Source organism: Sphingopyxis sp., assembly GCF_025869345.1.
GTDB lineage: Bacteria > Pseudomonadota > Alphaproteobacteria > Sphingomonadales > Sphingomonadaceae > Sphingopyxis.
In genome coordinates, this window is sequence record NZ_JAOZVW010000046.1 from 1 (window position 1) to 11,819 (window position 11,819).

Sequence of the window (11,819 nt, forward strand, 5' to 3'; positions counted from 1 at the left end):
AATCCAGAGTGGCGTAAACCGCTCTGGATTGCTTCGCTGCGCTCGCAATGACGAATGATAGACCGGGCTCAACCCGCCGCCGCGCTCTTCCCAGCCATCCGCCCAAAGAAGGTGCAGTCGGCGAGGCTCAGGCCCGAGCTATAGCCATGCCCCCAGCGCGGCAGGCCCGACGTCGCGCGGCCGGCGGCATAGAGGCCGGGGATGGATTCGCCCGTGCGACCCAGCACTTCGCCCGACGGACGCGTGTGCAGCCCGCCCAGCGTGAAGAAGGAAAAGAAGCTGGTCCCGATATTCAGTTCGAGCGCCGCGAACGGTCCCTCGTCCAGCACCTTCAGCCATTCGGGCGCCTTGTGGAACACGGGATCATGCCCCTCGGCGGCATAGCGGTTGAAGGTGCGAACGGTCGCCGCCAGCGTGTCCTGAGGCATCCCGAGCTCGCGCTCGACCTCTTCCCAACTGTCGCCAACCGCCGCGACTTCGATCCGCGCGATGTCGAGCGGGCGGCCGAAGATCGCATTGTCGACGAGCAGATAGACACGTTCCCCTGGCTGGTCGAGCATCGTCCGGCTGACCCGGCCGTGATAGCAATCCTCGTTGATGAAACGCTGCCCGCGCGCATTGACGAAAATCCCCTTCACCAGGCTTTCGGGCATGATCCACGGGCATGTGGTGAAAAATTCGTCCATATGGATCGCATCGCCGCCGACGCCCATGCCCATCAATATGCCCGAACCATTGTCGTTCTCGCCGATCGGATCGTTGAGGCGCAGCGTCTGCGGGGCATAGCGGCGGAGCATGTCCCGGTTCATGCAGAAACCGCCGGTCGCGAGGATGACGCCCTTGCGGGCGCGCACGAACCGCGGCTGCCCGTCGATGCGCACGGCGATCCCCGTGACGCGGCCTTCGCCATCGGCGACCAGCGACAAAACGCGCGCGTCGCAGCGGACATCGACGCCGAGCGCGCGGACGCGGGCTTCGAAGATGTCCATCAGCTTGCGCCCGCCGCCCCAGCCCATCGACTGGATCGTGTGCCCGCGCGGCGCGGGCGTCGCGGCGTCGGAGAAGGGCCAGGCGGCTTCGCTGCCCGACCAGATCAGCGTGTCGTCCTCGGCGGGCTCGATGATCTTTCCGGGCAGGAACGTCCCCTTATAGGGGATGCCCTGATCCTTGAGCCATTGATAGTGGTTCAGGCTCTCGCGGGCATAGAGCGCGATCTTCGCGGCGTCGGCGTCGGGGCCGCCCGCCATCGTCAGATAGGTTTCGAGCGCTTCGGTGCTGTCTTCGAATCCCGCGGCGCGCTGCGCATCGGTGCCGCCGCCGCCGCCGAGATAGATTTCGCCGCCCGACAGGGCCGAGGCGCCGCCGCTGCCCGAGGACGCTTCGAACAGCATCACCCCGGCGCCCGCCTCCGCCGCTTCGATTGCGGCGCAGGCGCCCGCGGCGCCGAAGCCGACGATCGCGACGTCGCATTCTTCGTCCCAGCGCTCGACCTGGTCGTGGGCGACGGGGCGAGCGGTGGTGTAGTCGCTCATGCGGCGGCGTCTTTCGCCTTGAGCATGTCGAGCGCGACGTCGACGATCATGTCCTCCTGTCCGCCGACCATTTTGCGGCGGCCGAGTTCGACGAGGATGGTGCGGGTATCGAGGCCGTAGGTTTCGGCGGCCTTTTCGGCGTGGCGCAGGAAGCTGGAATAGACCCCGGCATAACCCAGTGCGAGCGTCTCGCGGTCGACACGGACCGGGCGGTCCTGAAGCGGGCGCACCAGATCCTCGGCCGCGTCCATCAGCTTGTTGACGTCGCAGCCGTGGTTCCAACCCTTGCGGTCGGCGGCGGCAATGAACACCTCGAGCGGCGCATTGCCCGCGCCCGCACCCATGCCGGTGAGGCTGGCGTCGATGCGCACCGCGCCGCATTGCGCCGCGACGATGCTGTTCGCGACGCCGAGGCTCAGGTTGTGGTGCGCGTGGATGCCGCGCTGGGTTTCGGGTTTGAGCACCTTGTCATAGGCACAGAGCCGGTCGCGGACCCCGTCCATGTCGAGCGCGCCGCCCGAGTCGGTGACATAGACGCACTCGGCGCCATAGCTTTCCATGAGCAGAGCCTGCTCAGCCAGCGCCTCGGGCTCGATCATATGGCTCATCATCAGGAAGCCCGCGACGTCCATGCCGAGGTCGCGCGCGATGCCGATATGCTGCTTCGAGACGTCGGCCTCGGTGCAATGCGTCGCGACGCGCACCGAGCGGACGCCGAGGTCATAGGCGCGGCGAAGCTCCTCGACCGTGCCGACACCGGGCAGGATCAATGTCGTCAGCACCGATTTGGTCAGCACGGACGCAACGGCCTCCAGCCATTCCCAGTCGGTATGCGCGCCGAAGCCATAATTGAAGCTCGCGCCGCTCAGCCCGTCGCCATGCGCGACCTCGATCGCATCGACGCCCGCGTCGTCGAGCGCTTTCGCGATCGCCTGCACATGGTCGATGCCGTACATATGGCGGATCGCGTGCATCCCGTCGCGCAGCGTGACGTCCTGGATATAGAGCTTGTCGCCCGCCTCGACGTTGAATGTCTTCGTCATGCGGTCACCTTCTTCCCATCGCGGATGCGCTCGGCGAGCAATTCGCCCGTCGCCTTGGCGGCGGCGGTCATGATGTCGAGATTGCCCGAATAGGGCGGCAGATAATCGCCCGCGCCTTCGACCTCGAGCAGGATCATCGTCTTGATCCCGGTGAACTCGCCGCGGCCGGGGATCTTGAGCTTGTTGTTGTCGCCGAAGCGCTCGAACTGCACTTCCTGCTTGAGCCGATAGCCGGGGACATAGGCCTGCACCTTCTTCACCATTGCCTCGACACTCGCGCGGATCGTCGCCTCGTCGGCGCCTTCGGACAGGGTGAACACCGTGTCGCGCATGATCATCGGCGGTTCGGCGGGGTTGAGAATGATGATCGCCTTGCCCTGCGCCGCGCCGCCGACCTTTTCGATGGCTCCGGCAGTCGTGCGGGTGAACTCGTCGATATTGGCGCGTGTGCCGGGACCCGCCGAGCGCGACGAGACCGAGGCGACGATCTCGGCATAATGGACGGTGGCTACCTGCGAGACCGCAGCGACCATCGGGATCGTCGCCTGGCCGCCGCAGGTCACCATATTGACGTTGCCGGCGCCCAAATTGTCCTCGCCGTTGACCGTCGGGATCGTATAGGGGCCGATCGCCGCCGGGGTGAGGTCGACCACCTGCTTGCCGTCGGCGCGCAGCGCCGCGTCGTGGACCTTGTGCGCATAGGCGCTGGTCGCGTCGAAGACGATCCCGATCTCGGGATAGACGTCCATCGCTTTGAGCCCGTCGAGCCCCTCGTGCGTCGTCGCGACGCCGCGCTCGCGCGCCATCGCGAGGCCTTCGGACTTCTCGTCGATGCCGACGACCGCCACCAGCTCCATATTCTGCGGATATTTGATCATCTTGATCATCAGGTCGGTGCCGATGTTGCCCGATCCGATGATCGCTGCCTTCACGCGGGTCATGATGGTTCCTTATACAAAGCGCGCGACGCACTGGCCGAGCGTGCGGTGGCCGTCGCCGAGGATCATTTCGAAGGTGTCGCCCTTCGCCGCGGGTGCGAGCGGGACGAGGCTGCCCGACAATATGATGTCGCCCGCGTCGAGCGTGACGCCGTGCGCGCCGAGCGTGTTGGCAAGCCACGCGACCGCCTGTGCGGGGTCGCCCTGCACCGCATGGCCATATCCCTCGGACAAGGGCACGCCGTTCTTCGCCACCGCGACATGCAGGCCCGGCAGGTCGAGTCCGCGCGGGTCGAGCCGCGCCGCGCCCAGCACGAACACCCCGCACGAGGCGTTGTCGGCGACGGTGTCGACGATGCCGATCCGCCAGTCGTCGATGCGGCTGTCGACGATCTCGAAGCAGGGTGCGACTGCTTCGGTCGCGTCGAGCACGTCGGCGGCGGTGACGCCGGGGCCCTTGAGCGGCGCTTTCAGGATGAAGGCGATCTCGGCCTCGGCGCGCGGCGCGATCAGGCGGTGCGCATCGACGTCGATAGCGCCTTCGACGTGCATCGCATCGGTCAGGAAGCCGAAATCGGGCTGGTGGACGCCGAGCATCTCCTGCACCGCCTTCGACGTCACGCCGATCTTCTTGCCGACGACGCGCTCGCCCTCCGCCGTGCGGCGCGCGAGAAAGTCGAGGCTGATCGCATAGGCGTCGTCGATCGTCAGCGACGTATCGCGCTCGCTGAGCGGTGCGAGCGTGCGGCGCTCGCGAAGCGCGGCGAACAGCTCGGCGCCGTGGGCGGCGACGTCAGCCACGCAGGAACGCCAGCGCATAAAGGTTGAACTCGTCGGTGCGCTCGACCTGCACCCAGTGACCGACCTTGTTGAAGGTCATGAACCGCGCGTCGGGGCAGGCGTCGAGGAAACGCTGCGCGCCCGAAGCAGGGCAGAATTCGTCGCTCAGGCCCCAGAAACCGAGGATCGGCATCGGCAGTTCGCCGAGGCGCGGCGCCAGATTCGGCGTGCGCATCCGCGCCAGCACGTCCTTGGGCTGGGTGCGCGCGACCGCATAGCGCTCGGCGACCAGATCGTCTGTGATGACCGAGGGGTCGTAGACGAGATTCGAGACGAGCTTTTTCTGATCCTCGACGGTGAAATCGGGGCTGGTGAAGTCGCCGACCATCTTGGCGATGCCGGGCATCGCGAAATAGACCGGCAGTTCCTCGATGCAGCCGGGCGCCATCAGCACCAGCTTCGTCGCGAAGCCCGGGTGGTCGAGCGCCATCTGCACCGCGACCCCGCCGCCCAGCGAATTGCCGACGAGCACCGCCTCGCTCACCCCCGCCTGCGCGAGCGCATCGAACAAAGTGTCGGTGAACAGCGCGAGCGTATAGTCGATCCCCTCGGGCTTCGACGACGCGCCATAGCCGATCATGTCGGGGAGCAGGACGCGGTAGCCCGCGTCCGCGAAGGCCGCGACATTCTGCTTGAAGTTCGAGAGGCCCGACGCGCCGGGTCCGCTGCCGTGGATGAACACGACGGCGGGACCGGAGCCCACTTCGGTAATCGCGATGTCATGGCCCCCCGCGACGCGGTAGGTCGTCTCCTTCATCTCTCCCATCGATCGTTCCTTTTCACATGAAGGTGAAGGCGGGCGGCTCGCCGAGCTGCGTCATCACGACGTCGGCGGCGCGGTTGCCCGGATCGTTCGCGACGTGCGCGCGCGCGGCGTTGAGGTCGAGCCACGGCTGGATGATCGCGCTCGACATATAGATGGCGCGGCCGCCGAGCAGCTGGACCATGCCGTCGACCAGTTCGGCGAGCCGCCGCACCACGGTCGAGGACTGATAGGCATAGAGTGCGCGTTCCTCGAGCGTGATCGGCTCGCCCCTTTCGGATTTCGTCATCAGCGTGTCGAAGGTCGCCTGATGGGTCAGTTCCATTTCGAGAATCTGCGCATGGGCTTTCGCAATCGCGCCGTGGAGCAGCGGGTCGGCCTTCGACGCCTTGCCGGTGTTGGTCGAGACGCGGCTCTGCATGATCTCCATCGCGGCGTTCACCGCGGCGCGGGCGCCGCCGAACGCCGCGGTCGAGACCGAGCGGACGAAAACCTGCGCCCAGGGCAGGCGATAGAGCGGGCCGTCATTCTCGGCCTGGCCGGGGTTGGCGCAGGCGAAGCCGTCGCTCGCCTTGTGGGTCCGATGTTCGGGGACGAAGACGCGCTCGACGAGGATGTCGAAGCTGCCGGTGCCCTGCAGCCCGAAGACGTCCCATGTCCCCTCGATCACCTGATAGTCGGTGCGCGGGAGCAGGAACGTGCGCATGTCGGGCGGGCCGCCGCTGGTGTCGAAGTTGATCGCGCCGAGCAGCACCCAGCCGCAATGCGTCGAGCCCGAGGAAAAGCCCCAGCGCCCCGACAGGTAGAAGCCGCCCTCGACCTTCTCGACCTTGCCCACCGGCTGATAGGTCGAGGAGACGAGCATTTCGCCATTGTTGTCGCCCCAGACGTCGCGCTGCGCCTGATCGTGGAAAAGCGCGAGCTCATAGGGGTGACAGCCGAGCACGCCATAGATCCAGCCCGTGGACATGCAGCCTTCGGCGAGCGCCTTCTGCACCGCGAAGAAGACATTGGGGTGCATTTCATAGCCGCCCCAGCGCTTGGGCTGGAGGATGCGGAAGAAGCCCGCTTCCTTCATCTCGGCCACGGTCTCCGCCGGGACATTGCCGTCGAGAGTCGTCTGGCGCGCCCGGGCCTTCAGCGTCGGGATCATCGCGCGCGCGCGTTCGATCAGCTCCTCGGCGGCGGGCACGGCGGATTCGCCGGCTTGGTTCAGGGCGGTGGCCATAAGCTCTCCTCGGGTGTTTCCTGCGCTTGCGGAAGGCGCATTCGTCATATCGTTTCTATATTCGTAGAGAATATTGCATTTCTCTACGCAAGCTGTCAATCCGCTTTCTATGCAAAACGGCGTTGCGGAGTGTTTGGTGGGCTGAACCGCGTAGCGCGCCTCCGCCTCCGATACGCAAAGCGTTGCTTGCCGTAGGGGCGCTGCGTCCTGGGGGTGCTTCACCGGTGGAGCTGCTACCGGTATCGAATAACGGTTTGCGTATTTTTTAAAGCATATTTTTACGTATTACACTTGATAGCGGGTAAGTTCGCTTGTAGCTTGCGTTCAACTTGGTGCGCGGGATGCGCATGGGACTATAGGGGATGAACGAATGGCGATCAGGTCACTGGCCTATGTCGTGGTCGATTCGGCCGATGTCGAAGCCTGGCGCGCCTATGGCGAGCGGGTGCTGGGAATGCAGGCGATCGACCATGATGGCGGGTTGCGCCTGAGAATGGACGAGCGCCCGTTTCGCATGCTGATCCGCCCAAGCGACGGCGAGCGCTTCCATGCCGCGGGGCTCGTCTATCCCGACAAGGCCGCGTTCGATCGCGGCATCGCCGGATTGCGCGATGCGGGCGTGGCGGTCGAGTTCGCCTCCGCCGAGGAGGCGAAGGACCGCCATGTCGTCGAATTCGTCCGCTGCGCCGACCCGTCGGGCAACCGGCTGGAGATCGGCTGGGGCCGCGTCGTCGATGGCGATCCGTTCGTCTCGCCCGCGGGAGTCTCGGCCTTCGTCACCGGCGAGATGGGGATGGGGCATGTCGTCTTCCCGGCGACGAAGCTGGCCGAAACCCGCGCCTTCTATGTCGACCTGCTCGGCTTTGGCGACACCGACACGATGCGCGCTTACCTGCAGGGCGGCGGGCCCGACGATCCGGGCGTCGGTCTGCACTTCCTCCATTGCGACAATCCGCGTCACCACAGCGTCGCGCTCGCCGAATTTCCGGTGCCGAGCGGGCTCGTCCACATGATGGTCGAGGTGCCCGGCCTCGACGACGTCGGCCGCGCGCTCGATCGCGCCAAGGCCGCGAATGTCCATATCTCGTCGAGCCTCGGCAAGCATATGAACGACAAGATGGTCAGCTTCTACATGCGCAGCCCCGGCGGTTTCGACATCGAATATGGCTTCGGCGGCATTCAGCCCGACTGGAAGAGCTTCACCCCGACGATCAGCATCAAGGAAGACGAATGGGGTCACCAATGGGATTTCGGCGGCTGACGCCGCGCTGACCCATCACCCCCTTATCGGAGAGACTATCATGCCCAGCCACGAGGAAATGGTCCGCGCCGTCGAGCGCTATGTCGAGGCGTTCGACAAGGGCGACGCCGCCATGGTGGCCGACCTTTATGCCGCCGACGCGACGGTCGAGGATCCGATCGGCACCCCGATCCATCGCGGCCGCGACGCGATCCACGCCTTCTACACGATGTCGATGCAGGCGGGCGCCAAACTGCGGCTCGATGGCCCCGTGCGCACCGGCGGCGACTATGCCGCCTTCGCCTTCACCGTGATCGTCGATTTCGGCGGGCCGAAGGAGATCGAGGTGATCGACACCTTCAAGTTCGACGCCGAAGGCAAGGTGGCTGAGATGCGCGCCTATTGGAGCCCGGCCAACATGCGCTCGGTGGAGGCTTGAGCGCTTATGCCGCTGCTGGCAGGCAAGACCGTGTTCGTCACCGGCGGGGGCAGCGGCATCGGCCGCACGACCGCGCTCGCCTTCGCTGCCGCGGGGGCGAAGGTCGCGGTCGCCGATCTTAACGCCGACGGCGCGGCCGAAACCGCGGCACTGATCGCGGCGGCGGGAGGGGAGGCGCGTCACGGCGCGCTCGACGTCACCGATGGTGCGGCGGTGGATGCCTTCGTCGATGCGCTCGTGGCCGATTGGGGCGCGCTCGACTGCGCCTTCAACAATGCCGGGGTCGCGCTCGAAGGCATGGAAACGCCGTGGGGCGATCTTGCCGCCTACGACCGCAGCATCGCGGTCAACCAGCGCGGGCTCCTGCTCTGCATGACCGCCGAACTGCGCCATATGGAAAAGGCCGGGCGCGGGGCGATCGTCAATACGGCCTCGATCGCGGGCCTGTCGGGCGCGGGCGGTGCGGGCTATTGCGGGTCGAAACATGCCGTCGTCGGGCTGACGCGCTCGGCGGCGCTGCGCTATGCCGCGCAGGGCATCCGCATCAACGCCGTCTGCCCCGGCGCGATCCGCACCCCGATGGTCGAAGCGGTCGCGCAGGAGGAAGAGGCGGCGCGCTTCATCGCCGCGATGCACCCGATGAACCGCATCGGCGAAGCGCAGGAAGTGGCGGATGCGGTCGTCTTCCTCTGTTCGGACAAGGCGAGCTTCATCACCGGCCACCCGCTCGCGGTCGACGGCGGCTATCTGGCGCGTTGAACAATCCTGTCATCCCGGCGAAGGCCGGGATGAGGGTGTTAGTCATTCACCCGCATCGCATGGCGCGCGGCGCGCCAGCCAAAGGTCATCGCGGGACCGAGCGTCGCGCCTGCGCCCGGATAGGTGCGGCCCATCGCCGCCGCCGACACATTGCCGACCGCATAGAGCCCGCCGAGCGGCCGGCCCTGCGTATCGAGCACCTGCCCGTCGTCGTCGGTCTGCAGCCCGCCGTTGGTGCCGAGGTCGCACGGGTAGATGGGGATCGCATAGAAAGGCGCCTCGGCGATCGGCGCCAGCGTCGGGTTCGGCGTCACCGAAGCATCGCCATAGTGCCGATCATAGGCCGACGCGCCGCGCCCGAAATCGGGGTCCTCGCCCTTTACGGCATGGGCGTTGAAGCGCGCGACCTCGCCTGCGAACACCGCGGGATCGACGCCGATCTGCGCTGCGAGGCCGGCAAGATCGTCCGCTTTCTTCAATATCTTGCGCATATTTTCGGGCAGGCGGCCGTCCGCCGACGGTTTGCCCGCCATCATCGGTCCCAGCATATATTTGCCGCGATAGCGCGCATCGAACACGAACCACGACGGCACGGTCGGGGCGTCGGGCCGGTTGCAGCGATGCATCTCGCCGCCCGCGACATGATAGGAGGCGGCTTCGTTCATATAGCGCCGCCCGGCCTGGTTGACGATGATCGACGAGGGGAGGGCGCGTTCGACGAACAGGATGCGTGCGCGATCCTCGCCGTCGAGCAGGAAGCCCGGACCCCACCAGGCCGAATCCATGAGGTCGGTCGCCGCGCCCGCCTTCAAGCCCGCTGCCAGTCCGTCGCCGGTGTTGCTCGGCACCCCGGCGCTCCAGTCGGCCGAGGTCGGCTGCGGCAGATATTTGCGGCGCAGTTCTTCGCTGTGATCGAAGCCGCCGGTCGCCAGCACCACGCCCTTGCGCGCGTGAATCTCGATGCGCTCGCCGTCGCGTTCGACGATCGCGCCGGTGATCCGGCCCTTGTCGCCGATGAGTTCGGCCATCGGGCTGTTCAGCCAGATCGGCACGCCCTTGCGGTCGAGCGACAGTTTGAGCCGTCCGATCAGCGCATTGCCGCCGGTCAACCGTCGCGCGCGCCTGGTCTTGAAGCGCCACGGCAGGTCAAAGGCATATTTGAGCATCAGCTTGAACAGCAAGGGCTTGGCGCCGGGACTCATGGTGAGGAGCAGCTTCGCTTCCTCCATCGTCCAGGTGAAGCGGCCGAAGGTCAACGTCTCGGTATGCGGCGGCTCCATCTTCCAGAAATCCTCGCCGAGCGTATCGGCCATCAGCGGGATCGGGTCGTGCGTCCGCCAGCCGTCGCGCGCGCCCGCGACGTCCATATGATAGTCGGAATAGGCATAGGCGGTGTAGCGGACGTCCGATCGCTCCGCGAGATAGCTCAACATCCGGTGGGCGCTCGCGACATAGGTTTCGAGCTTCGATTCGGGCACGTCGTCGCCGATCAGAGCCTTGATATAGCCGAGCGCTTCGCCGGGATCGTCGGCATGACCCCTGGCGCGTGCGTCGGCGCTGTTCGGGATCCAGATGCCGCCGCCCGACGTGGCCGAGGTGCCGCCATACCGCGCGCTTTTTTCGACGACGAGCACGTCGGCGCCGGCGTCGGCCGCGGTGAAGGCCGCGGTGAGCGCGCCCGCGCCGGAGCCGACGACCAATATATCGACTTCGCGACGTGCCACCCTTGCTGCTCCTCTGTTCCTTTGGCGCGGGAATTTGCCATTCACGACTTATTATGCATCATTACCCAAGAATTGCGTTTCTGAAAAATGATTTTTTTACGCAAACGCATAATATTTGCGATAGGGCTGCCGGTGTTGACAGAAGGATGGTGATGCGGTCTGTGGAAAATCGGGCGCGCGCGCTGCGGGCCTTTTGGGCGGGATGGGAGTGAAGGCGTTGCGAAGCGCGACCAAAGCCGGAAAAAGGACGCGGAGCAAGGCCGCGGGCACCGGGCAGGATGCCGGGGCGTTCGCGCTCGACGAGGTGGATGAGCAGATCATCGCGGCGCTCCGCAAGAACGGCCGGATCGCCAACCGCGACATCGCGCGCGACATGGGTCTCAACGAAGCGACCGTGCGCACCCGCCTGCGCCGGCTCGAGGATGCGAGCATGGTGCGCGTCGTTGCGATGCGCGATCTCTCCGCGATGGGTTTCGGTTATCTGGCGCCCGTCGGCGTGCAGGTGAAGGGACGGCCGGCGGGCGACGTCGGTGCCGACATTGCCGAACTCGATCGCGTCATCACCGTCAATGTCGCGATCGGCACCCACGATCTGGAAATCCAGGTGGTGGCGGAAACGCTGGAGGAGATGCAGCAGCTCCTGACCCATGTCATCGCGAAGATCGACGGGGTGGAGCGGATTTTCCCCAGCCTTGCACTCAAGGTGTTCAAATATAATCCGGAATGGGCTCCGCTATGACCAGGATCAGTCTCGACGAGCTCGACCACAAGATTATCGAACGGCTCGGCCATGACGCGCGCGTCTCGAACCGCGAGATCGGCCGCGAGTTCGACCTGACCGAAGGCACGATCCGCTCGCGACTCAAGCGGCTGCTCGACAATCGCGTCATCCGCGTCGCCGCGGTTACCAACGCCAATCGGCTGCGCAACCCGATCCTCGCCTATTTGTGGGTCGAGGCCGATACGGCGGCGGACATCGAAGGCGTCGCCGAACGGCTCGCCGCGCTGCCCGAGATCGGCTTCGTCGCGACCACGCTCGGCCGCGCCGACGTCCTCGCGATGACGCTGGTCGAAAACGGCAACGAACTCACCGATTTCCTGCACCAGACGATCGACAAGATCCCGGGCGTGCGGCGCGTGCGTTACAGCCTGGGCCAGAATTTCATCAAACACGACTATCGCTGGTGCGCGCTGGTCGATTGAACGCGGGCTTTTACCGATCGCAAAAGTGCCATGGAACGGCCGCTTTGGGGTGGGAAGCGGACGTAGCCGCTCCTCCCCGGCACGGGGAGGGGGACCACCGAAGGTGGTGG

12 protein-coding genes are annotated in these 11,819 nt (G+C 66.0%); 5 read left to right on the plus strand and 7 right to left on the minus strand.

Annotation, left to right across the window (positions count from 1 at the left end; genetic code table 11):
- Window positions 1-68: 68 nt before the first annotated feature.
- From OJI97_RS05365 to OJI97_RS05390, 6 genes are read right to left on the minus strand one after another with little or no spacing between them, the layout of a single operon-like run.
- Window positions 69-1,532, minus strand: a complete 1,464-nt coding sequence (locus tag OJI97_RS05365) for an FAD-dependent oxidoreductase (protein WP_297661847.1) — start codon at window positions 1,530-1,532, stop codon at window positions 69-71.
- A complete protein-coding gene (gene dmpG, locus OJI97_RS05370; RefSeq protein ID WP_297661848.1) occupies window positions 1,529-2,575 on the minus strand; it encodes a 4-hydroxy-2-oxovalerate aldolase in 1,047 nt (348 codons plus the stop codon). Before dmpG ends, OJI97_RS05365 begins: the two co-directional genes overlap by 4 nt.
- Window positions 2,572-3,516, minus strand: a complete 945-nt coding sequence (locus tag OJI97_RS05375) for an acetaldehyde dehydrogenase (acetylating) (protein WP_297661850.1) — start codon at window positions 3,514-3,516, stop codon at window positions 2,572-2,574. Before OJI97_RS05375 ends, dmpG begins: the two co-directional genes overlap by 4 nt.
- A gap of 9 nt (window positions 3,517-3,525) precedes the next feature.
- On the minus strand, window positions 3,526-4,314 hold the full coding sequence (locus tag OJI97_RS05380) for a fumarylacetoacetate hydrolase family protein (protein WP_297661851.1): 789 nt from the start codon (window positions 4,312-4,314) through the stop codon (window positions 3,526-3,528).
- Window positions 4,307-5,119, minus strand: coding sequence for an alpha/beta hydrolase (locus tag OJI97_RS05385; RefSeq protein ID WP_297661852.1), 813 nt, complete (start codon window positions 5,117-5,119; stop codon window positions 4,307-4,309). The genes OJI97_RS05380 and OJI97_RS05385 overlap by 8 nt, the downstream gene beginning before the upstream one ends.
- A gap of 13 nt (window positions 5,120-5,132) precedes the next feature.
- Complete coding sequence (locus OJI97_RS05390; RefSeq protein ID WP_297661853.1) at window positions 5,133-6,344, minus strand: acyl-CoA dehydrogenase family protein; 1,212 nt, start codon at window positions 6,342-6,344, stop codon at window positions 5,133-5,135.
- 370 nt (window positions 6,345-6,714) lie between these two features.
- Here OJI97_RS05390 and OJI97_RS05395 point away from each other — a divergent pair, with 370 nt between their 5' ends.
- From OJI97_RS05395 to OJI97_RS05405, 3 genes are read left to right on the plus strand one after another with little or no spacing between them, the layout of a single operon-like run.
- A complete protein-coding gene (locus OJI97_RS05395; RefSeq protein WP_297661854.1) occupies window positions 6,715-7,605 on the plus strand; it encodes a VOC family protein in 891 nt (296 codons plus the stop codon).
- Window positions 7,606-7,645: 40 nt separating this feature from the next.
- Window positions 7,646-8,023: a nuclear transport factor 2 family protein gene (locus OJI97_RS05400; RefSeq protein ID WP_297661855.1), complete on the plus strand. Its 378-nt coding sequence runs from the start codon at window positions 7,646-7,648 to the stop codon at window positions 8,021-8,023.
- A gap of 6 nt (window positions 8,024-8,029) precedes the next feature.
- A complete protein-coding gene (locus OJI97_RS05405; protein ID WP_297661856.1) occupies window positions 8,030-8,782 on the plus strand; it encodes a glucose 1-dehydrogenase in 753 nt (250 codons plus the stop codon).
- Between the two features lie 38 nt (window positions 8,783-8,820).
- Here OJI97_RS05405 and OJI97_RS05410 read toward each other — a convergent pair whose 3' ends face one another.
- Window positions 8,821-10,506 (minus strand): FAD-binding protein, encoded by a 1,686-nt coding sequence (locus OJI97_RS05410; protein ID WP_297661857.1) that lies wholly within the window; start codon window positions 10,504-10,506, stop codon window positions 8,821-8,823.
- Window positions 10,507-10,723: 217 nt separating this feature from the next.
- Between OJI97_RS05410 and OJI97_RS05415 the strand changes: the two genes are divergently transcribed.
- Window positions 10,724-11,245 (plus strand): Lrp/AsnC family transcriptional regulator, encoded by a 522-nt coding sequence (locus OJI97_RS05415; RefSeq protein WP_297661859.1) that lies wholly within the window; start codon window positions 10,724-10,726, stop codon window positions 11,243-11,245.
- Window positions 11,242-11,709, plus strand: coding sequence for an Lrp/AsnC family transcriptional regulator (locus OJI97_RS05420; RefSeq protein WP_297661860.1), 468 nt, complete (start codon window positions 11,242-11,244; stop codon window positions 11,707-11,709). The genes OJI97_RS05415 and OJI97_RS05420 overlap by 4 nt, the downstream gene beginning before the upstream one ends.
- Window positions 11,710-11,819 lie beyond the last annotated feature (110 nt).

Excerpts from the sequence above, each read along its gene's own strand:
- OJI97_RS05365 (WP_297661847.1), bottom strand. The coding sequence starts at position 1,532 with ATGAGCGACTACACCACCGCTCGCCCCGTCGCCCACGACCAGGTCGAG.
- dmpG (WP_297661848.1), bottom strand. The coding sequence starts at position 2,575 with ATGACGAAGACATTCAACGTCGAGGCGGGCGACAAGCTCTATATCCAG.
- OJI97_RS05375 (WP_297661850.1), bottom strand. The coding sequence starts at position 3,516 with ATGACCCGCGTGAAGGCAGCGATCATCGGATCGGGCAACATCGGCACC.
- OJI97_RS05385 (WP_297661852.1), bottom strand. The coding sequence starts at position 5,119 with ATGGGAGAGATGAAGGAGACGACCTACCGCGTCGCGGGGGGCCATGAC.
- OJI97_RS05390 (WP_297661853.1), bottom strand. The coding sequence starts at position 6,344 with ATGGCCACCGCCCTGAACCAAGCCGGCGAATCCGCCGTGCCCGCCGCC.
- OJI97_RS05395 (WP_297661854.1), top strand. The coding sequence starts at position 6,715 with ATGGCGATCAGGTCACTGGCCTATGTCGTGGTCGATTCGGCCGATGTC.
- OJI97_RS05400 (WP_297661855.1), top strand. The coding sequence starts at position 7,646 with ATGCCCAGCCACGAGGAAATGGTCCGCGCCGTCGAGCGCTATGTCGAG.
- OJI97_RS05405 (WP_297661856.1), top strand. The coding sequence starts at position 8,030 with ATGCCGCTGCTGGCAGGCAAGACCGTGTTCGTCACCGGCGGGGGCAGC.
- OJI97_RS05420 (WP_297661860.1), top strand. The coding sequence starts at position 11,242 with ATGACCAGGATCAGTCTCGACGAGCTCGACCACAAGATTATCGAACGG.